At 64.9% G+C, this 19,950-nt stretch carries 18 protein-coding genes; 15 read left to right on the top strand and 3 right to left on the bottom strand.

The window, feature by feature from the left end; genetic code table 11:
* The first annotated feature begins 1 nt into the window (after window position 1).
* Entirely contained in the window at window positions 2–1,099 is a 1,098-nt protein-coding gene (locus ACO59D_RS03715; RefSeq protein WP_485125823.1) for a 5-bromo-4-chloroindolyl phosphate hydrolysis family protein, read from the top strand.
* A gap of 44 nt (window positions 1,100–1,143) precedes the next feature.
* Here the strand turns inward: ACO59D_RS03715 and ACO59D_RS03710 are convergent, their stop codons facing one another.
* A complete protein-coding gene (locus ACO59D_RS03710; RefSeq protein WP_485125822.1) occupies window positions 1,144–2,313 on the bottom strand; it encodes a toxic anion resistance protein in 1,170 nt (389 codons plus the stop codon).
* A 97-nt stretch (window positions 2,314–2,410) separates the two neighbouring features.
* Between ACO59D_RS03710 and ACO59D_RS03705 the strand changes: the two genes are divergently transcribed.
* The 6 genes from ACO59D_RS03705 to ACO59D_RS03680 all read left to right on the top strand — a co-directional run bounded on the left by ACO59D_RS03705 (window position 2,411) and on the right by ACO59D_RS03680 (window position 9,621).
* Window positions 2,411–2,566 (top strand): hypothetical protein, encoded by a 156-nt coding sequence (locus ACO59D_RS03705; protein ID WP_165443615.1) that lies wholly within the window; start codon window positions 2,411–2,413, stop codon window positions 2,564–2,566.
* Window positions 2,567–2,754: 188 nt separating this feature from the next.
* Window positions 2,755–5,322 (top strand): leucine--tRNA ligase, encoded by a 2,568-nt coding sequence (leuS, locus tag ACO59D_RS03700; RefSeq protein WP_485125821.1) that lies wholly within the window; start codon window positions 2,755–2,757, stop codon window positions 5,320–5,322.
* Between the two features lie 112 nt (window positions 5,323–5,434).
* Entirely contained in the window at window positions 5,435–6,076 is a 642-nt protein-coding gene (locus ACO59D_RS03695; RefSeq protein WP_485125820.1) for a 4'-phosphopantetheinyl transferase superfamily protein, read from the top strand.
* Window positions 6,077–6,237: 161 nt separating this feature from the next.
* Window positions 6,238–6,486, top strand: a complete 249-nt coding sequence (locus ACO59D_RS03690) for an acyl carrier protein (RefSeq protein ID WP_059055526.1) — start codon at window positions 6,238–6,240, stop codon at window positions 6,484–6,486.
* An 11-nt stretch (window positions 6,487–6,497) separates the two neighbouring features.
* Window positions 6,498–8,417, top strand: a complete 1,920-nt coding sequence (locus ACO59D_RS03685) for a CocE/NonD family hydrolase (protein ID WP_485125819.1) — start codon at window positions 6,498–6,500, stop codon at window positions 8,415–8,417.
* A gap of 241 nt (window positions 8,418–8,658) precedes the next feature.
* Window positions 8,659–9,621 (top strand): flavodoxin family protein, encoded by a 963-nt coding sequence (locus ACO59D_RS03680; RefSeq protein ID WP_485125818.1) that lies wholly within the window; start codon window positions 8,659–8,661, stop codon window positions 9,619–9,621.
* 105 nt (window positions 9,622–9,726) lie between these two features.
* Here the strand turns inward: ACO59D_RS03680 and ACO59D_RS03675 are convergent, their stop codons facing one another.
* Window positions 9,727–11,340, bottom strand: a complete 1,614-nt coding sequence (locus tag ACO59D_RS03675; RefSeq protein ID WP_485125817.1) for a PucR family transcriptional regulator — start codon at window positions 11,338–11,340, stop codon at window positions 9,727–9,729.
* 145 nt (window positions 11,341–11,485) lie between these two features.
* Between ACO59D_RS03675 and ACO59D_RS03670 the strand changes: the two genes are divergently transcribed.
* The 8 genes from ACO59D_RS03670 (at window position 11,486) to ACO59D_RS03635 (ending at window position 18,421) form a co-directional block, all read left to right on the top strand.
* A complete protein-coding gene (locus ACO59D_RS03670) occupies window positions 11,486–12,106 on the top strand; it encodes a TetR/AcrR family transcriptional regulator (protein ID WP_485125816.1) in 621 nt (206 codons plus the stop codon).
* A 287-nt stretch (window positions 12,107–12,393) separates the two neighbouring features.
* Complete coding sequence (locus ACO59D_RS03665) at window positions 12,394–13,689, top strand: thiolase family protein (protein WP_485125815.1); 1,296 nt, start codon at window positions 12,394–12,396, stop codon at window positions 13,687–13,689.
* Window positions 13,690–13,726: 37 nt separating this feature from the next.
* Complete coding sequence (locus tag ACO59D_RS03660) at window positions 13,727–14,197, top strand: Zn-ribbon domain-containing OB-fold protein (RefSeq protein WP_485125814.1); 471 nt, start codon at window positions 13,727–13,729, stop codon at window positions 14,195–14,197.
* 58 nt (window positions 14,198–14,255) lie between these two features.
* Window positions 14,256–14,495 (top strand): acyl carrier protein, encoded by a 240-nt coding sequence (locus ACO59D_RS03655; RefSeq protein WP_485125813.1) that lies wholly within the window; start codon window positions 14,256–14,258, stop codon window positions 14,493–14,495.
* Window positions 14,496–14,583: 88 nt separating this feature from the next.
* The gene (locus ACO59D_RS03650; RefSeq protein WP_485125812.1) at window positions 14,584–15,591 is read left to right on the top strand and encodes a phosphate acyltransferase; all 1,008 of its coding nucleotides are present in this window, start codon (window positions 14,584–14,586) and stop codon (window positions 15,589–15,591) included.
* A 2-nt stretch (window positions 15,592–15,593) separates the two neighbouring features.
* The gene (gene buk / locus ACO59D_RS03645; protein WP_485125811.1) at window positions 15,594–16,715 is read left to right on the top strand and encodes a butyrate kinase; all 1,122 of its coding nucleotides are present in this window, start codon (window positions 15,594–15,596) and stop codon (window positions 16,713–16,715) included.
* Between the two features lie 208 nt (window positions 16,716–16,923).
* On the top strand, window positions 16,924–17,433 hold the full coding sequence (locus ACO59D_RS03640) for a hypothetical protein (protein WP_485125810.1): 510 nt from the start codon (window positions 16,924–16,926) through the stop codon (window positions 17,431–17,433).
* Window positions 17,434–17,527: 94 nt separating this feature from the next.
* Window positions 17,528–18,421: an MBL fold metallo-hydrolase gene (locus ACO59D_RS03635; protein WP_485125809.1), complete on the top strand. Its 894-nt coding sequence runs from the start codon at window positions 17,528–17,530 to the stop codon at window positions 18,419–18,421.
* A 237-nt stretch (window positions 18,422–18,658) separates the two neighbouring features.
* On the opposite strand, the gene ACO59D_RS03630 is transcribed toward ACO59D_RS03635, so the two are convergent.
* Window positions 18,659–19,948, bottom strand: coding sequence for an MFS transporter (locus tag ACO59D_RS03630; protein ID WP_485125808.1), 1,290 nt, complete (start codon window positions 19,946–19,948; stop codon window positions 18,659–18,661).
* Between the last annotated feature and the right edge of the window lie 2 nt (window positions 19,949–19,950).

Here is a 19,950-nt window from a genome sequence, read left to right as displayed (position 1 = left end):
AGTGGGTGAACAGGATTTTGATGATGTGCGTCGCGCCGGTGTCGATGCCGCGCGTCAGGTGGGCGAGGCCCTCTCTCAAATCGACTTGTCTGGCGTCTCTCGGTCGATCGAGAAGGTCATGTGCGACGTGGGGCAGCAGCTCAGCGCCTTTGGGCGCGACCAGAGTTCGCCCTACGTCATCAGTGACTCGCAGGTCGTGAGCCGTGGTCGCTGGCGCATGTGGGCCGGCTTTGCCCTGCTCGTCTTCTTGGCGCTCCCCCTTGTGATAGTCGGGCTGGGGATGTTCCTTTTTAGTCCTGTTTCGGGCTTCGTGACCATGGGGCTTGGCATTGCTGCCACGATTTTTGGCGCGCGTCTGGTGGGGCAGGGCTCTCACGAGAAGAGCTTTGCGCAGGTGCTTCGCCGCGTTGACCAGGTCCTGGGGGCGCGACAGAGCATCCCCGTGCTGGAGCTTGCCAACGAGACGAGCATCGCGGTGCCCCGGCTCTCCGATACCCTCGACGAGGCGATCTCACGGGGCCTCATCCCCGAAGGCCACCTAGGCATGCACGATGGCAAGAAGGTGCTCTACCTCACCGAGGACGCGTGGGGCGCTGCTCAGGGCGTGAGACGCTACGTACAGCCCGCATCGGCATCCCAGACGGGACCTGATGGCGCAGGCGAGAATTCCCCCGGCCTTTCCGAGGAGGCCCGCGAGGTTCTTTCCGCCGTCGAGCAGAGCATCGAGAAGATTCGCGACTCTGCGTCACGTGTCCGTGAGGCCGAGGTCCGCGCCACGCTTGAGCGCATCGCCTCGAAGAGCGAGGGCATCTGCGCATACGTCCTGCGCCATTCGGAGGTGGCATCACAGTTTAGGAAGGCTGCGACCTATTACCTCCCCACAACGGCAAAGCTCGCGGATTCCTACGCAGAGCTGGAGGGTCACGCTACTGGCCCGGAGGCGGTCAAGACCCTCTCCGAGCTGCGGTCATCGTTCACGCAGATAGATGACGCGCTCGCAAGGCTCTCTGACGAGCTCGTGTTCGATCAGTCCATCGATGTCCACAGCGACATCGAGGTCCTGCGTACGGTTCTCAAGCAAGACGGGCTGTCTGAGTAAAAGCCGCGCGGCTGGCCCACCCACAGCCAGCCGTGCGTGTGCACCTACTCCTTTGAAGCCTCAAGCAGCTTGCTCTTGAGCTCTCCCTCGATCTGGGCAAGCTCGGTCTCGGCCTGGCGGCGCTTCTCACGCCCCTCGGTCTGTATGCGCTTGACCTCGTCAAGTGTCGAGATGAGCTGCTCGTTGGTGTGCTTGAGCGTCTCGATGTCCACCACGCCACGCTCTGCCTCGCGCGCGGCGTCGACCGTGGCCACCTTGAGCTTGTCGGCGTTCTTCTTGAGAAGCTCGTTTGTCATATCGGCGACCTCGCGCTGGGCGCGCGCCGCCTGCGAGGCGTGCTCGATGCCCAGTGCGATGACCATCTGGTTCTTCCAGAGCGGGATGGTGTTGACTACCGTCGACTGGATCTTCTCAGCCATCACGGCGTCGGAGTTCTGGACCAAGCGGATCTGCGGGGCAGTCTGGAGCGCCACCTGACGGGTGAGCTCAAGGTCGTAGATGCGCTTCTCGAAGCGATCGCACTTCTGGGCCAGGTCGCGTGCCGCCTGGGCGTCTTCGGCAAGGCCGGTCTGGGCTGCCTTGGCCTGGAGCTGGGCAAGCTCGCCGGAGCGAACCTGCTCGAGCCTCTCCTTGCCGGCGATGACATACATCGTGAGCTCCTTGAAGTAGGACTCGTTCAACGCGTAGAGCTGGTCGAGCATTGCGATGTCCTTGAGGAGCGTGCGCTGGTGGCCCTCGAGCGTGTCAGAGATCTCGTGGACGTTCTTCTCGACCTCGGTGTAGCGCGTGCGGAGCGCCACGAGGCTGTTCTTTGCCTTGTGGAAGATCGAGAGCGGGCCGGACTTCTCCTTCCCCTCGGGGTCGAAGTCCTTGAGCGTCACGATGAGCGAGCTGATGTCGTTGCCAATCTCGCCGAGGTCGCTGTTGCGCACGCCGTCGAGGGCGCGTTCGGAGAACTCCGAGACCTTGCGCTGGGAGCCCACGCCGTAGGCAAGGACGCCGGCGGCGTTGGTTATATCAATCTTCTCGACAAACGCCTCGGTCTTGGCACGTTCTTCGGGCGTGAGGACAGAGGCGAGGTCTGTAGCGGGCGCGGGCGTCTCGATTGCCGAGGGAGTGGGCTCTGTCGCACGCGGCGCGGGGTCGCCAAACTCAAGTTCGAGCTCGGGGACGTTGAGATTGGGGTCGTTTAGGGGGCTGGTCTGGTCCGCCATGGTTCCTCCGTGGGTTGTGACTGGCTAAGATGGTTGCAATTCTAACGCGGAGAGGTAGCTTGGAATCAAGGTTGCGGGCAATGGACGGAGGGCGCTCATGAAGATGGTAAACCTGATCGCTGCGGTTGTATACGTGCTTTTTCTCATAGTGGTCTTCCTGACGTTTTATGCCACTGACCGGAGGATGGTTGCGCTTTTTGTGGTTGTGGGCAGCGCCGTCCTGGCGGTCGTGCTGAGATGGATAAGGGGGTAGCCAATCTCCGCGCACGGCTCGGATGTGGAATTCGAGCAGGATGGGACAGGTCAGAGAGAGCGTCGGGACGGGGTCGAGCGCATCGATTCCGTCCCTTTGCTTGCCGTGCGCAACATAATCCAAGGTCACGTGCGAACGTCGGCTATACTTACCCACGTTGCTGCGCGCACCACCAAGGGAGGACATTCATGGCAGACAGCACCGACAACGAGAGCCGCGAGGGCGTCCCTACCTACGACGCCCAGGCCATCGAGGCCAAGTGGCAGGCGAAGTGGGAGCAGGAGGACCTCTACAAGACCGACGAGGATCCCTCCAAGCCCAAGAGGTACGTCCTCGAGATGTTTCCGTATCCCTCGGGCGACCTCCACATGGGCCACGCACGCAACTACACCATCGGTGATGCCATGGCGCGCCAGGCCCGCATGCGCGGCTTTGACGTCCTGCACCCCATGGGCTTCGACGCCTTTGGCCTTCCTGCTGAGAATGCCGCCATCAAGCATCACACGCAGGCCGCCAAATGGACGCACCAAAACATTGACCAGGCCGTGCGCACCATGAAACGCATGGGCTTCTCGTATGACTATGACCGCATGTTCAACACCTGCGACCCGGAGTACTACCGCTGGGGTCAGTGGATGTTCATCCAGATGTGGAAGCGCGGACTGGCGTACCGCGCCACCTCGCCGGTGAACTGGTGCCCCACGTGTAAGACCGTCCTTGCCAACGAGCAGGTGGTCGAGGGCCGTTGCTGGCGCTGCGGCTCGGTGCCCGAGAAGCGCGAGCTCTCTCAGTGGTACCTCAAGATCACCGACTACGCCCAGGAGCTTCTCGACGACCTCGACAAGCTCACCGGCTGGCCGGAGAACGTCAAGGCGCAGCAGCGCAACTGGATCGGCCGCTCCGAGGGCGCCGAGATCGACTTCAGGCTGGCAGCCGAGGACGGCGTGACGCCCACGGACCGCACCATCTCCGTCTTCACCACCCGTGCCGACACCATCTTCGGCGTCTCGTTCATGGTGCTCCCGCCCGAGAGCGAACTTGCCGCCGAGCTGGTCGCCGGCACGCAGTATGAGGAGGATTACAAGGTTCTGAAGGCCGCCACCGAGAAGGTCTCCTCTGTCGACCGCCAGGGCTCTGCGCGCGAGAAGCACGGCGTCTTCACCGGTCGCTACGTGATCAACCCCGTGACCGGCAAGCCTGCACCGCTGTGGGTTGCCGACTATGTCCTTCTCGACTATGGCACCGGTGCCGTCATGGGCGTTCCCTGCGGAGACCAGCGCGACTTCGACTTCGCACGCAAGTACGGCCTGCCCATCCCGCCCATCATCTGCCAAAAGGACGACCCCCTCTACGAGCGGCTCAAGGACGTTCGCGACCTCGAGGTCACCAGCGTTGACTGGGACAAGGCCATGGCAGCCGAGGGCTACCTCGTGCAGTCCGGCCAGTTCACGGGCATGCTTGGCGGCAAGCACTCCGAGGCCGTCGACGCCATTGTGGCCTGGCTCGAGGAGCATGGCTGCGGCCGTACCAAGGTGCAGTTCCGCCTGCGCGACTGGCTCATCAGCCGCCAGCGCTACTGGGGCAACCCCATCCCCATGATTCACTGCGACTGCTGCGGCGACGTTCCCGTGCCCGAGGACCAGCTGCCCGTGCGCCTGCCCGAGAACCTCGACCTTGGCGCGGGCGAGACCCTGGCCGAGTGCCCGGAGTTCTACGAGACCACCTGCCCCACGTGCGGCCGTCCCGCCAGGCGCATCACGGACACGATGGACACGTTCACATGCTCTAGCTGGTATTACATGCGCTACTGCGACCCCCACAACGGCAAGGCCCCCTTCTCCAAGGAGGCGGTGGACCGCTGGATGCCCGTCGACAACTACATCGGCGGCATCGAGCACGCGATCCTGCACCTGCTCTACTCGCGCTTCTGGACCAAGGTCCTGCGCGACATGGGCATGATCGACGAGGACGAGCCGTTCACCAACCTGCTCTGCCAGGGCATGGTGAAGGACGAGCACGGCGACACCATGTCCAAGTCCAAGGGCAACGTGGTCCCGCCGTCAAGCGTCATCGACCCCTATGGCGCCGATACGATGCGCCTGGCCATCCTCTTCGTGGCGCCGCCCGAGAAGGACTTCGACTGGGATCCCGAGGCGGTGGCCGGCGCCAACCGCTTCATCAAGCGCGCGTGGCGCGTGGTGTGGCTCCTCTCGCACGGTGCCAAGAGGGGAGAGGTCGACCCGGCGAAGCTCTCCGGGGCCGATGCGGAGCTCAACCGCGCCCTCCACGAGCTGGGCATCAAGTGCACGAACGACTTCGACCGCGGCCAGTTCAACACGGCCATCTCCGCCTCGATGGAGCTCGTGAACGCGGCGTCCAAGTACGTGAACGACGTTCCTGCGGACAGACGTGACGCCGCACTCGCCTGGCGCGTGGCCCACGACATCGTGACCATGCTTGCCCCCATCTGCCCGCACTGGGCCGAGGAGCTCTTCCACAAGGCGCTGGGCCTTTCCGGCTCCGTCTACAACGAGCCTTGGCCCGAGTTCGACGCCGAGCAGGCCAAGAGCGACATGGTCGAGATTGCGGTACAGATCAAGGGCAAGGTCCGCGCCCGCATCCAGGTGGCTGCTGACGCCTCGAAGGAGGAGCTTGAGGCCACGGCCCGCGAGGCGGTGGCCGAGCAGATCGCCGGCAAGACGGTGAAAAAGGTCATCGTGGTGCCCGGTCGCCTGGTGAACATCGTCGCCATCTAGGCGAGAGGCGCCTTGCGGTGCCTCGTCGGCTTGGGCTGGCACGTGATGCGGCGGGTCCGGCGCCAGGCGTCGGGCCCGCCTTCTCGTTCGTTGCCTCACGCGGAGAATGCGCATGCACGTTGACCTACACATCATGCCGCTTGCGGACGCCCCCGCAGACTGGGCCTCTCATCTGGGGCTCGTTTGCCCGCGCTACCAGGGGAAGGCTACAACGAAGGCGCCCGAGCCCACGCGGCTGGACGAGTTTGCCGCGGGGCTCCTCCTTGCCAGCGTGCTTGGTGTGCGCGCAGACGGGCAGCTCGCCTTGGGGCCCGAGGGAAAGCCGGAGCTTGCTGCGGGCTCCCCGCACATTGGGCTTTCGCACGACGACGCCATGGCTGTCCTCGCGGTGGCCTGCGGGGTGGTTGGTGTGGACGTCGAGGAGGTTCCGGCCCAGTACGGAAGGCTCCAACGAGATGCCCTGCGCGGCGTGCTCTCTCCCGAGCACATCGAGCGGGTGGAGGGTGCGCCAGACCCGGCACTGTCGTTCGCGCTTGCGTGGACGCACGTGGAAGCGGTGCTCAAAGCCGACGGCCGCGGCTTTGCCTTTGACGTGCGCGGCGGCAGCCTGCCCGCCGGCTGGAAGACCGCGTACACGTTGGTCGGCGGTCATGCGGTGACCTGTGCGACGCGAGAGGAGCCGTCGATTCTTGTCCACCGGCTGGGCATGCGCGAGGCCATGGCCCTTCTCGGCGGCGAGAAGACCGGGCGATAGCAAAGGAGGCCCGGCGCCTCTCGGCGTTCCTTTGCACTGCTGCACAATGCGCCCTTGGCCCCGCAGCCCCAATTTGAATCCCCTTACATTGTCCGGCCCACCGCCTGGCCCCAAACTCATATGCGTCAGAAGCCTTATTGACGCCGCGAAAGGGGCAGAACATGGATCAGGATCGTCAGGAAGTTTGGGACGCGCTCACCACCCGCGCCAGCCAGCTCTTTGGGAAGGACCCCTCCGAGTTCACGGAGGACACCAAGTTCGCGGACCTCGGCATCAAGTCGGTGCAGGTCTCGCAGATCACGACCTATCTCGAGGACGAGCTGGACATCGAGGTCCCGTACATGAAGTTCCGTCGCTGCGCAACGTTTGGCGAGGCCACGGACTTCGTCTGCGACCTCCTGGACCAGTAGGGGGGCGGCAGATGTTTCTTGAGCCTAGGATCCCCGAGGACTGGGTTCCCGTCACCGACAAGAAGCTCCACGACCTCATCCAGATGTCGGGCGAGTGCGCGAGCTTTAACGAGGACGAGTGCCCCATCTATTGGGACCCCGATACCGAGGGCTACATCTTCCTCCACCGCGAGGCGTTTGGCGAGGACGAGGTCATGGCGGCCTACCGCGTGGCGCGCCAGCCCAACGACAACCAGGCCGAGGTCGACCTCTCCGCGAGCGATGACCCCATGGCCCGCATGGGCCAGGGCTTCTGCCCGCCCTTCAACCCCCATACCTACCAGGCCGCAGACGGCGTGGTGTGCATGCAGGACCAGGAAGTGGTCATGCGTGACGGCACCAAGATCTACTGCGACATCTATCGCCCCGAGGGTGACGGCCGCTACCCCACAATCGTCTCGTGGTCATGGTTTGGCAAGCGCCCGGGCGACGGCATGAGCGAGTGGCAAATCATGGGCGTGCCCCCCGCGACGGTCTCGAAGTGCGCCAAGTTCGAGTCGCCCGACCCGCTCTACTGGTGCTACAAGGGCTACGCCGTGGCAAACGTGGACGTCCGCGGCGCCGGCCACTCCGAAGGCTCCGTCCACATGTTCACACACCAGGACCGCGAGGACGGCTACGACTTTGTCGAGTGGGTCGCCGCCCAGCCTTGGTCCAACGGCCGCGTGGGCATGTCCGGCAACTCCGGCGTTGCCATGCACCAGTGGGGCATCGCGGCCACCTGCCCGCCGCACCTGGTCTGCATCGCCCCGTGGGAGTGCACCACCGACCTCTACCGCGAGAGCTTCTTCGAGGGCGGCGTGCCGGCGCTCTCGTTCAACAAGTTCATCGCAGCGCAGGTGACGGGCCCCAACGGCGTGGACGACCAGGTCGCCATGGCCAAGATGTATCCCGACATGAACGCCTACTGGAACGACAAGCGCGCCGACGTGCGCAAGGTCAAGATCCCGGTCTACCAGACCGCCGGCTGGTCGCACTTCCACCTGCCGGGTTCGTTCAACGCCTGGAGGCGCTGCCGCAGCCACCTCAAGTGGATGCGTGCCCACAGGGACTTTGAGTGGCCCGACACCTACAACCCCGACAACCTCGAGGATCTGCTGCGCTACTACGACCGCTACCTCAAGGGCATCCATAACGGCTGGGAGATGACGCCGCGCGTCCGCCTTGACGTCATGGACGGATACGACGTGGACTACCAGGAGCAGCGGCCCGAGAAGGCATGGCCCATCAAGCGCACGCAGTACAAGAAGCTCTACCTCGACGCGTCCGCGCCCAAGGACTGCGCCGAGCTCGACCACAAGAGCTCCTGCTTCTCGCTCTCGACCGAGCCGGTGGCCACGCAGGCCAAGGCCAGCTACAACCCGGAGGACGAGGAGCTTGACTTTGACCTCACCCTCCCGGAGGACGTCGAGATCACGGGGTACATGAACCTGCACCTCTTTGTCTCGTGCGACGGCTACGACGACATGGACCTCTTCGTGAACATCCAGAAGGCCGACGCCGAGGGCAACTGGGTGCCGTGGCTCACGCTCGACGAGCCGCACCCCGGCGCGTGGGGCAAGTGCCGCGTGTCTCGCGCAACCGTGGACACCGCCCTCACCAAGGCGCACACCCCGGTCTACACGATGACCGACACCAGCAAGCTTGCCGAGGGCGAGGTCTGCGCCGTTGACATCGCGATCGTTCCCACAGCCCGCGTGTACCACAAGGGCGAGCGCTTCCGCGTGCAGATCGCTGGCCGCTACATCCGCGACGGCTGGTTCGAGCCGCTCTCCTGGGATACCGAGAACCACGGCACCCACAACATCCACACTGGCGGCGAGTGGGAGTCCTGGATCGAGGTCCCCGTGGTGCCGCCGAGGTACCAGGCGGGGGAGTACATCCACCGCTAGGCGACACAAGCCACGCTCTGGCCCAGGGGGCTCTCCGGCGTGCTGCCAGGGAGCCCCTTTCCGTGAGGCCCCAATCAGACACCGTGCGTTCGCACAACCCATCTCCCAACCCCGGACGCAGTTTCGTCTCGCCAGACGAATACCGCGAGAAGCCCGCCGCCTACCATCAGGGATGCAGGCGCCGGACTGGCAGGGGCCGTCCGTGCGCCGTCTATCCCACATCCCAGGAGAGGGGTTCCTCATGGCACAGCACAAGGTAATGGGCATCTGCGCGGGCATGCACGGCGGCAACAGCGAGATTGCGCTCAAGGCGGCGCTTGAGGTCCTGCGCGACAAGGGCGCGGAGTGCGAGCTTGTGAACCTCTTTGACTACGACATCCTGCCCTGCACCGGCTGCGAGGGCTGCACCATGCAGATGGGCGCCATCGCGCAGGACCCCACCAAGGAGTACAAGGGGTGCGTCCTCAAGGACAAGGACGACGTCGACCGTCTCATCGCCGAGATGCACACCTGCAACGGCGTCCTCATTGCCGTTCCCACCTATGACCTCATGCCCAGCTCGCTCTACACCCGCTTCGCCCAGCGCTTTCTTGCCTACGAGCTCTCGTTCCTGCTCCAGATTGGCGTCGTGAAGGAGAACCCGCACACGGTCGCCGGCCTCATCGCCGTGGGCGGCTCCATGCACGACTGGCAGCCGCTCGCCCTCGAGAGCCTGCAGGCGACCATGTTCACCATGTCGTTGCAGGTCGTCGACCGCTACATGGTCCAGCGCTCCGCGCGTCCCGGCTCGATGCTCATCTTCCCCGAGCAGGTCGAGCGCTGCCGCGAGATGGGCGAGCACATCTGGGAGGCCATGGAGACCCCGTTTGACCAGCGAACCTGGCTGGGCGACCCGGACGACGGCGTGTGCCTCAACTGCCACTCGAGCCTGGTCTACCCCGGCGACGAGCACTGGGACGGCGTCGAGTTTCCGTGGGAGTGCGCCGTGTGCGGTGCCGGCGGCGACCTCGTGGTGGACGAGAAGACCGGCAAGCCAAGGCTCAGGATCGCCGAGAACGGCCTGATTCGCGATCGCAACGATGACAAGGCCCGCGCAGAGCACCTGAACGAGATCATCAAGACCCGCATCGAGTTCATGCAGAAGAAGGACAGTGTGGCCGACCAGGCCGAGCACTTCCGCACGCTGAGCTTCCCCGCGGTCTAGCGGGCACGTTCCCAGGGGCTCATCCGCATGCGTGGCACCGGGCGCGAGACTTGCGTCCGGTGCCTTTCGTTGGTTCGCCGTGGTCCGTCGGTCGGTCTTGGCCCGTCAGCCCCCCTCGGCCCTGAAGTCTCCCCGCGAGATGCTCAGTCGCGACGTGAAGAGGTCGAGGTAGAACAGGACGCGGTACGAGAGCTGGATCATGAACTGGTCCTCGCCGGAGGAGAGGTCGCACCCCAGGATCTCGCGGATGCGGCCCAGCCGGTAGAGCAGCGTGTTCTTGTGCAGGCTCAGCATCCTTGACGAGCGCTGGGTGTTGCAGCCGTTCTGCAGGTAGATGAAGAGGGTGTCCATGAGCTCCGTGCCATGCTCGCGGTCGTAGCGCGCCAGGCGCATGAGCGAGGGGTGCACGAAGTTGAGCAGGTTGTACTGCTTGTTGGTGAGGTCGAGCATCTGGACGTAGGCGTAGTCGCAGTAGTGGTAGACCTGCCCGTCCTCGAGGAAGACCGAGACCAGCCGCCCCGCCGAAATGGCGGCGCGCGCCTGCTCGTAGTGGCTCTGGATGTGCGTGAGGTCCTCGAAGGAGTTGCTCACGCCCACCGAGAGGCCGTTGACGTCGGCGACCTTGCGGAGCAGCTCCTCGGTATACGCGCCGAGGCCGGCTCCCCTCTCGCGGGTGAAGAGCACCACGAGAGCCCGCTCGTACGTGGCATAGATGCTGCTCTGAAGGCAGCCGGTGAGCTGCATGGCAATGGAGTCGAGGTCATGCAGGGCGACGTCCGGGTGGTTGGGGTCGAGGACCACCAGGTAGAGCTCGGGCAGGGGCCTGAACTCGAGCACGCTCAGCCGCCGTGCGGTCACGGCGTGGCTGGGCTGCTCGTCGTTGAGGAGGCTCACCAGGAAGTAGGAGTCCATCTGGCCTCGGCTCGCGGCATAGAGGCTGGTCTTCTGCATCTCCTGGGCCACGAAGCGCCCAAGGCGGGCCATGCACTCCACGTCCACCTCGCCAAAGGGGTGGTTGCGCTCGATCATCATGGTGTGCGCGATGGTCACCCCGTGCACCACCGAGGGCGTGACCAGGGTGTCTGTCCCGAGGACCTCGTTGTACACCACGATGGGCGTCGGGGACTGGGCGCATCGCTCGCTGATGCGCTCGTGCTCGATGAAGGCGACGCCGTCCTCGAGGACCGATTCGTAGTGAAACTCCTGCTCGAGCACCCTGTCGATGCGGTTCTCGGGGTCGAGTTTGCCCTCCACGTGGCGGGCCACGTAGTGGTAGGCGCTGTCCACGACCACGATGGGGTTGCCCAGTGCGCGCGACGCCTCCTCGATGAGGTACTGGAGCCCGTTGTTGCTGAAGTGCGCGGTGAGCATGCGACGAACGATGTCCGTCACCTGGATGTCCTCGAGGAAGAAGCCCTGGAGGTCGTTGTAGCAGGAGAACGGGTTGAACTCCAGGCGCAGCAGGATCACGTTGCACGACGCGCTGTCGAGAAGGGCCTCGGGCACCTCATGGCACCCAAAGAGGACCAGGTTGAAGAGCTCGTCGTCCGGTGCCTCGGGCAGGTGGACGTCATCGGAGAAGTAGAGGACGTTCGAGTGGACGCGCCCCGTCGTGGGGGTGAGGAAGCATATGTTGTCGATGTTGACCTCTGGGTCGCGGAGCTTCCTCAGGGCAACGGACCCCTCGGGCAGGCGTTTGAGCAGCTCTTTGAGTTCCATGGGCAGGCACCTCTCGTCGTATGTGCAAACACACAAATAATAGGGGAACGACGCCTCGCACGTTGGTCTCGCGCGTGACCGGGCGCCCTGGCGCATCGGATATAGTTCTCGTAGTGCAGGTGGGCGGCATCTTGGGGGTGCGCGGATGAGGCGGTGCGCGGAGAAGGGCGCCGGGCGAGACGTCGAGGAGAGGGTCGAGGAGGCGGTCTTCGGCCTCATGGAGACGACCGACATCCCCAACATCAAGGTGCGTGACGTCGTCCGTCGCGCGGGCGTGTCTCGCTCGACCTTCTACCGGCACTTCGACGGCGTCGAGGACGTGGTGAAGCAGTTCGAGGCGGGGCTTCTCGACAACATGCGGACGATCAACAACACCGCGCTCGGCGTGCAGTTCGACAAGGCGGAGCTCAAGCCCACGCACGCGATGGTCGCCCGCATGGAGGTGCTGCGCGAGAACCGCGACAAGATCGTGGCCCTCAACAGCGACCACGGCGACCCCGTCTTCCAGCACCGGGCGACCATGCTCATGCACGAGTACTTCCGCATCCGCCTGCAGGGTGTGAGCGGCTCGGAGCTCCATCGCGACCTGTACCTCTCGTTTGTGATCGCGGGCCACAACAACCTCATCCAGTACTGGCTCGAGAAGCGGCCGGAGATTTCCCCCACCGAGGTCGCCGCCATGCTCAACCGCATGTACTACTCGCCGCTCTTCATAGACGAGAAGACCGCGCTCGAGCTTCCCGCAGACCCGTTCGCCCGTCTGTAGGCACCGCTTGCCAGAGCTGGGCCGCGCTGCGGCTCCAGCCACGACACGCAGGGAGAGCATAGCCTTCTACCAGCTCATTCATGCGCATGCCCAAATCACTTGCCCGTGGCGCCACGTTCTTTTGGACATCCCAAACAACCGGCTGCTACCTGCAAAAAGAGACACCGCTTTACCTTCTGTCCCATACTTCGGGACAGAAGGTGCATATATGTCCCGCCCTTTAGGCGGGACGCCCCATATCCTGTGCTCGTACGCAGCGAGAGTCTTTGCGGCACACGAGCAAAGGAGTGATCGTCTTGGTCAAGCTTGGCAAGCAGGCACGCAGCGTGTCCATCGTGGGCGTCGGCTGCACCCCCTTCAAGAACTTCGAGGACCATCCCCAGACCAAGGGCATGAGCGAGGGCGACGCCTTTGGCTACGCCGCTCTTGAGGCCATCCGCGACGCGGGCCTCGAGCCGCGCGACATCCAGTACTTCTACCACGGCGCCGCCAACCCCTTCATGATTGGCGACTCCATGACGCCCAACATGCAGGTCGCAGACTGGTTTGGCGTTCGCGGCATCGGCTCGGTCCACCACTCCGAGGCGTGCTGCACGGGCTACGTGGCCCTGCAGGAGGCCGTCCAGGCGGTTGCCTCGGGCACCTACGACGTGGTGCTCTCCGGCGCCGTCGACCTTGCGGCGTCGCTCCCCGTGGTCGACGCCCCGGGCTGCTTCCGCCGCGACTTCCCGCTCTCCGAGATGCTCCCCTCCATCCCCAAGGTCTACGACCGCGCCTACGGGCGTCCGTTCGACTCCGCCTTTGGCATCTCGTTCGACAACTGGATAAACAAATACCGCTGGGAATACGACCTCACCGCCGAGCAGATTGACGACGCGCTTAACGGCGTGTCCAAGTCCCTGCGTCGCGACGCCGTGCTCAACCCGCTCGCGTTCTCGACGAAGACCTTCGAGGAGCTTGCCCGGGAGAACGGCCTGCCCGACGCCGACGCGTACCTCAGGGGCTTTGGCAACCCCAAGGTCACGCAGTACCTGCGCGTCACCGGCTTCGAGATCAAGTGCGACGGTGCCGCCGCCCTCGTGGTCATGCCCACCGAGATGGCCGTGGCGCGCGGCCTCGACCACAAGGTGATCGACGTCCTGGGCACCGGTGCCGCGGCATTCGAGGGCGCCACGGCGGACAACGAGTACAACGGCACCAAGGCCGGCGCCGAGCAGGTCTACGAGCTTACGGGCGTGAGCCCCGACGAGCTTGACCTTCTCTTCGTGAACGACTTCTTCCTTGCGGGCGACATCGTGGCCGCCGAGGAGGTGGGCTACATCCCGCGCGGCGAGGCGTGGCAGTACGCCATAGACGGCCGCATGGGCTTCGACGGCGACAAGCCCATCAACACGCACGGTGGCCGCTGCAACTTTGGCCATGCGCACGGTGCCTCCGGCGTGGCGGACATCGTCGAGGCCGTCAGGCAGATGCGCGGGGAGGCCGGTGCCACGCAGATGCCCAAGGTTCCCCAGACCACGTTCCTGCGCGGCTTTGGCGGCGGCCAGAACATCCGCTGCCAGATCCTGCGCACCCACGACTAGCGCCCGGCGCATCCAAGCAACCAAGAGGAGGTACACGATGCTTCTTGAAGACATGGAACCCATCGTTAAGAAGTTCTACGACGGCGTTGCCGAGGGCAAGCTCCTTGGCCGCAGGTGCGCCGAGTGCGGTGCCATCGAGTTCCCGCCGCACCTGGGCTGCAATGCCTGCGGCTACCACAAGACCGAGTGGGTGGAGCTCTCGGGTCACGGCACGCTCGAGTCCTTCGTGGCGCCCGGCATCCAGAACGACAAGCCCTACCTCAAGGAGGTCGCGCCCTACGGCTACGGCAAGGTGAGGCTCGACGAGGAAACGGAGTACTCGTTCGTGGTCTTCTGCGGCAAGAAGAAGGTCGTGAAGGGCCTGCAGGAGCGCCTCTACAAGAACCACGAGACCATCGGGGTCCACTTTAAGCCCATCAAGCGCGTCGTTCCCGAGAAGGAGGGCTCCGACGTGATGGTCGAGTGGTGGGAGCCCTGCTTCGAGCTGGACGAGGTCGCACAGGGGTAAACGCGCGCCAGGCATGGCGCTGCGCATCAAACAGGCAATCAATCGAAAGGAACCAACCATGGACAGCAACGAGCTCTTCTCCACCATCGCGGGCCTCGCCAAGGAGGCCTACAAGACCGACGTCGACATCACGCCCGAGACCACCTTCGACGAGCTGGGCAAGGGTTCCATGAAGATGATCGCCCTCACCTCGATGATCGAGAACGAGCTGGACGCCGAGGTCACCGTATCCGAGATCATGAACATGAAGACCTTCGGCGAGCTTGTGGGCCGCGTTGCCGAGGAGGTCGAGGAGTAGGCCCTCGCATCTCTCGCACGCACGACCGCCAGGAAACCCCGGGGCGGCTCCTTCTGGGGCCGTCCCTCTTTACTCACGGGAGAGACACATGAACCTCATGGATGACATGCGCGAGCGCGCCAGGGCAGACGTCCAGCGCGTCGCCTTCTTCGAGGGCGAGAACCCCACCATGATCCGGGCGGTGGCAGAACTCACCGCAGAGGGCCTTGCCACGTGCACCGTGGTGGGCAACCCCGAGGCCATCAGGGCGAACGCCGCCGAGCAGGGCGTGAGCCTTGCGGGCGTGGAGCTTGTCGACCTCGCGGACGAGGAGGGCAACGAGGCGATCGCCCAGCGCTTCGAGGCGCTCCCCGGCTGCAGGTGGAAGGCAAAGGGCGTGCGCCGTCGCGTGGTGCGCCCCATGGAGCGCGCGCTCATGATGCAGGCGCTCGGCGACGTGGACATCACCTTCGGGGGCATCGACTGCCCCACGGGCGACGTGATCCTTGGTGGTCAGGAGATTATCGGCCTCGCGGACGGCATCGACACGGTCTCGTCCATGGGAATCTTCGACATCCCCGGCTACCAGGGGTCGGACGGCCAGCTCCTAGGCTTCGGAGACTCCGCCGTGTGCCAGAACCCCACGCCCGAGCAGGAGGCGTCCATCGCCATCTCCGCCTGTGACACCTGGACCGCCCTCACCGGCCGTGAGGCCCGCTGCGCGCTGCTCTCCTTCTCGACCGACGGCTCCGGCGCGGGCGAGATGGTCCAGAAGGTGCGAGACGCCCGCGACATCACCCGCGACCGCAGGCCCGACCTCAAGATCGACGGCGAGTTCCAGCTCGACGCCGCCCTACGCCCCGAGGTCGCCGCCCACAAGGTCCGCCGCGAGAGCGACGTCGCCGGCAAGGCGAACGTCATCATCTGGCCCGACCTCAACGTGGGCAACGTGGGCGTGAAGCTTGTGCAGATGTTCGGCCACGCGGACGCGTATGGCCCCATGCTCCAGGGCTTCAGGAAGATCGTCTGCGACTGCTCGAGAAGCGCGCCCGTCTCCGAGATCGTGGGCAACGTCGTGATGTCCTGCGTGCGCTCGCAGTGCCTCAAGGGGGAGTAGCCATGGCCGAGAAGAACTATCGCGTCCTGGTCATCAACCCCGGATCGACCTCGACCAAGGTGGGCCTCTTCGAGGGGGACAGGGAGGTGTTCACCGAGAACGTCGCCCACGACGCGCAGAGGCTCAAGGAGATCGGCGACGTGTCGGCCCAGCTGCCGTACCGTCGCGACATGATTCTCGAGATTCTCGGCAAGCACGGCCTCGATCTCTCGACCGTCGACGCCTACGTGGGCCGCGGCGGTGGCCTCACGGCCTGCGAGGGCGGCGTCTATGAGGTCAACGAGAGGATGCTTCACGACGCCCGACTGGGCGCAAACGGGGTCCAGCACCCAGCCCAGCTCGGCTCCCAGCTCGCCCATGAGTTCGCGCTGTTCGCCACGCCCGGCGGCAAGCCCTGCTACGTGGTCAACCCTCCCGACACCGACGAGCTCTGCGATGACGCGCGCATGACGGGCATCAGGGGCGTCTACCGCAACGTCCACCTGCACGCGCTCAACCTCAAGGAGACCGCCATCCGTCATGCCGCCACGCTTGGGAGGCGCTACGAGGACTGCGACTTCATCGTGTGCCACATCGGCGGCGGCATCTCGATCTCCGCCCACCGGCACGGGCGCATGATCGACGGCTACGACATCGTCGGCGGGGAGGGCCCCATGACGCCAACGCGCTCGGGCGCCGTGCCCGTGGTGGCCGTCCTGGACTACCTTGAAGACCATGATGCGTCCGAGACGCGAAGGCTCAGCCAGCGCTGCGGTGGGTTTGCCGACCTCCTGGGCACCTCGGACGCGCTCGAGGTCTGTCGTCGCGCGGAGGCGGGCGACGAGGCCGCCTCACGTGCCTGGAGCGCCATGGAGTACCAGATCGTGAAGTACATCGGGTCCATGGCGACGGTGCTCAGGGGCAGGGTCGACGGCATTCTCCTCGGGGGCGGCATGGTGCACAACCAGGGGCTTGTTAATTACATCCGGGAGGGCTGCGGCTGGATTGCCCCCGTCACGGCATACCCGGGCGAGTTCGAGCTGGAGGCCATGGCGGCGGGCGCCATCCGCGTTCTCTCCGGCGAGGAGGAGGTCAAGCACTATACCGGGCATCCGGTCTTCTCGGGTTTCGCCTGCTTCGAGTAGGGATGCGAGCCTGTCTCGACGGGCACTTCTCGCTTCGTGCGATAGCACATAAAGATGTCACATATCGTCGAAAGCTTGTGCTAAGAGCCATAGGATGCAATGGATCCCCCTACTAGCATAAAGGGCATCGGGCGGCGTGCGGGAATGCCCCGTGCGCCGCATTTTGTACCTTTGGGCACATGCCCAGCGTCTAGGGAAGGAATCACTCATGCCGATGAAGACTCCAACGCGGTTTGTGAAGGCGGCAATTCTGGATCTCTGCACAGCCCTGGTGCTGTGCGTGCTCTGCGAGTGGCTTGCGATCTACGTCTTTCACACTGCGACGCCGGCCCCGGGCGAGGCGTGGATCTGGCCCATGTTCTGGATCAACTACGTGTTTGCCTGGTGCGTGGCCACCATCATCGGCATGGTTCCCTCACTTCCGGACGCGAGCGTCCGCTGGGCGATGAAGCGCTCCAACCCTTCCGAGGGCGTCAAGTTTGGGGCGCTTGTGAACGTGCCCATCAACACGGTCTACGCCCTCATCCTCTGCTACCTGGTGGGGACGCTCGACGCCTGCATTCTGGGTGGCGCGCCGCTCATCGCGTCGGTCTTTGGCTTCCTGCAGAACATCATTCCGGTGTGGATTGCCTGCTACATCGTCACGTTCTTCCTGCAGGGCCCCATCGAGGGCTTCGCCCGCAAGGTGTGCGACGACCCTGCCCCGCAGATGCACTAGCGCAGACGCACGGGGCACGCATAGGAACTGGCGTTTTGGCACCCGGGCCGTGTGGCTCGGGTGCCGCTTTGGACTCAAGGAAGGAACTTCTCGCATGGACAAGGCCTTTACGGTTACGGATCTCGGCGACGGCCTGTGGGAGATCGCGGACAGCGTCGGCTGCCGCTGCTACCTGGTGAAGGGTCGTGACCGCGTGGCGCTCGTGGACTCCTGCGTTGGCGTGGGCGACCTGCGCCCCGTGGTGCGTGAGCTTGCGGGCGGCCTTCCCGTGACCGTGCTCCTTACGCACCGCCACCACGACCACATTGCGGGATCCTACCTCTTCGACGACGTGCGCATCCCCCGGGAGGAAGAGGTCGACCTCGACGTCGAGGAGGAGCAGAACCTGCATGCCCGGAGCCTCTACGTGGAGCAGGGACGTGCCCCCGAGGGGGCGTTCTGGGCCATGAGCGAGGGCACAAGGCCGACCTTCTCGCACGTTGAGGAGGGAGACGTTCTCGACTTGGGCGGGGTCACCATCGAAGGGTACTTCCTGCCCGGACACACCGGCCACTCCATGGGCTATCTGCTGCGCGAACGGAGACTCCTGCTTGCAGGCGATGCGGTCACGCCCTGCATGTGCCTCTTCTTCCCCGAGAGCTTGCCCATCGCCGACTGGCGCCAAACGCTCAACAAGATGGGCGCAATGCCCTTCGACACGTTCCGGATTGGCCACTACTCCCACGAGTTCTCCAAGGACGACCTGCGGGGATTCGTCACCGCCGCCGACTATGCGCTGAGCGGCGCACGAGGCCTCTCGTGGGTGTACACCTACATTGAGGGCCTCAGGGGCTCGCTCTACATCTCGCCGGAAACGCCGACGGACGATGCGGACTCGCCGGATTTTCGCGCGGTGATCGACCCCTATGTGCCCAGGGAGCACAGGCGTCGCAGGCGCCACGGGGCGCAGGGCGCTGCAGGCGACGGGGCATCCGGCGAGGAGCGGTAGGCACGCCACAGGGCGCGTTTTAGCAGCAAGTGCGTACGTAGTCGCTACTGTGGCGTCGTTTTGACGCCACAGGGCCAGTTCTGGCAGCGAGTGTGTACGTAACCTTCATTGTGGCGTCGTTTTGGCGCCACAGGGCGCATTCCCGCAGCCATCACGTACAGAACGAGCCCTCTGGCGCAGTCCATTCACTGACGCCGGAGGGCTCGTCTCGCGCAGAGCCGTCGTGCGAGGCGCTGCCTATCGCCCGGAACCTGCGGCCCCGTTGGGCGCATGCGCAAGCGCATAGAGCGCCAGCGCCAGGCATGCCGCCATGCACACCAGGGACAAGGCGAACATCAGGCCATATCCGCCGTCCGAATCTATCACCAGGCTCCAGAACACCGCCGCGACGGCGCTCATGAGCGACCCAACCATGGAGACGCGCGAGTAGATATTGGCGTAGTCGGCGGAGCCAAAGGCGCTTCGCACCAGAAGCGGCGTCTCGACCGTGGTCATGGCGTAGACCACGCCAAAGCAGAGCGCCCCCACCAGCAGCAGCGCGAGTAACGAGGGCATGCCCCACATGAGAAGGACGCCCACCGCGCCAACGACGATGCCGCACACGGCACCGAGGCGCACGGAACGGTCGCTTACCGAGCCGAGAAACACCTTGCCGATGGCCTGTCCGCCCATGGCAGCCGAGGCAACGACGCCCGATGCGGCGGCAACCTGCGGCAGCGAATTGGAAAACGACATCGCGTAGCTCGAGAGGAACTGGTAGACGGTCTGGTTGAGCGTAATCAGCCCGCAGAAGGCCACGATGGCCCAAAACGCCGGCATGCGCATGGCATCGGCGGCGGAGACGCCCTCGGTGACAGCGGTTGTTCCCGCATCGGAGCCGACAGCCTCGCCCTTGTCAGCGCCATAGGGGAGAAGGCCCTTGTCGGCGGGCTTGCCACGAACCACGAAGAGCGTGAAGGGCAGCGTCCCCACAAGGATGATGACGCCAAAGACGAGATAGGCCTCGCGCCATCCCTCGGGGGAGGACTGGATGATCGCGGTCCCCATGGGGTTGAAGATGACGCCGCCAATGCCCGTGAAGGCCATGCAGAGCCCCACAAAGAACCCCACGCGCCTGACGCACCAGGCGTTGACGAGCGTGGGAACGGCCAGGTAGATGAGAGGCGCCACGCCTATGCCCAACGCAGCGCCCACGAGGTAGAACTGCCAGATCTGCTGGCAGGACGCCATGCCAAACATGCCCAGCCCACAGAGTGCGGTGGCAGCGGAGAGAACCGCGCGTGCGTCTTGAGCCGCCAGGAGCTTGCCGGCAACGGGAAGCGTGGCCATCATGGCAAGGTTGAGCACCGAGAAGTACAGCGTGAAGGAGGCCTTGGGCACGCCAAAGAACTCGGAGACCGGCGTGAAGAAGATGCCCGCGCACGAGAGGACCAGTGCGCAGGGGAGGCATGTCATCACGATGCACGAGAGGACGATGAGGTAGGCGTAGTGAAAGCCGCCGCGCGCGGCCGCGCTGTTTCTCGCCATGC

Source organism: Tractidigestivibacter sp., from assembly GCF_057241865.1.
This window is presented reverse-complemented; position numbering and strand designations above follow the sequence as displayed.

Coding starts and splice junctions, on each gene's coding strand:
- ACO59D_RS03675 (WP_485125817.1), bottom strand. CDS start 11,340: ATGGAACTCAAAGAGCTGCTCAAACGCCTGCCCGAGGGGTCCGTTGCC.
- ACO59D_RS03635 (WP_485125809.1), top strand. CDS start 17,528: ATGGACAAGGCCTTTACGGTTACGGATCTCGGCGACGGCCTGTGGGAG.
- ACO59D_RS03690 (WP_059055526.1), top strand. CDS start 6,238: ATGGATCAGGATCGTCAGGAAGTTTGGGACGCGCTCACCACCCGCGCC.
- ACO59D_RS03670 (WP_485125816.1), top strand. CDS start 11,486: ATGAGGCGGTGCGCGGAGAAGGGCGCCGGGCGAGACGTCGAGGAGAGG.
- ACO59D_RS03660 (WP_485125814.1), top strand. CDS start 13,727: ATGCTTCTTGAAGACATGGAACCCATCGTTAAGAAGTTCTACGACGGC.
- ACO59D_RS03650 (WP_485125812.1), top strand. CDS start 14,584: ATGAACCTCATGGATGACATGCGCGAGCGCGCCAGGGCAGACGTCCAG.
- ACO59D_RS03630 (WP_485125808.1), bottom strand. CDS start 19,948: ATGGCGAGAAACAGCGCGGCCGCGCGCGGCGGCTTTCACTACGCCTAC.
- buk (WP_485125811.1), top strand. CDS start 15,594: ATGGCCGAGAAGAACTATCGCGTCCTGGTCATCAACCCCGGATCGACC.
- ACO59D_RS03640 (WP_485125810.1), top strand. CDS start 16,924: ATGCCGATGAAGACTCCAACGCGGTTTGTGAAGGCGGCAATTCTGGAT.
- ACO59D_RS03695 (WP_485125820.1), top strand. CDS start 5,435: ATGCACGTTGACCTACACATCATGCCGCTTGCGGACGCCCCCGCAGAC.
- ACO59D_RS03680 (WP_485125818.1), top strand. CDS start 8,659: ATGGCACAGCACAAGGTAATGGGCATCTGCGCGGGCATGCACGGCGGC.
- ACO59D_RS03685 (WP_485125819.1), top strand. CDS start 6,498: ATGTTTCTTGAGCCTAGGATCCCCGAGGACTGGGTTCCCGTCACCGAC.
- leuS (WP_485125821.1), top strand. CDS start 2,755: ATGGCAGACAGCACCGACAACGAGAGCCGCGAGGGCGTCCCTACCTAC.
- ACO59D_RS03655 (WP_485125813.1), top strand. CDS start 14,256: ATGGACAGCAACGAGCTCTTCTCCACCATCGCGGGCCTCGCCAAGGAG.
- ACO59D_RS03705 (WP_165443615.1), top strand. CDS start 2,411: ATGAAGATGGTAAACCTGATCGCTGCGGTTGTATACGTGCTTTTTCTC.
- ACO59D_RS03710 (WP_485125822.1), bottom strand. CDS start 2,313: ATGGCGGACCAGACCAGCCCCCTAAACGACCCCAATCTCAACGTCCCC.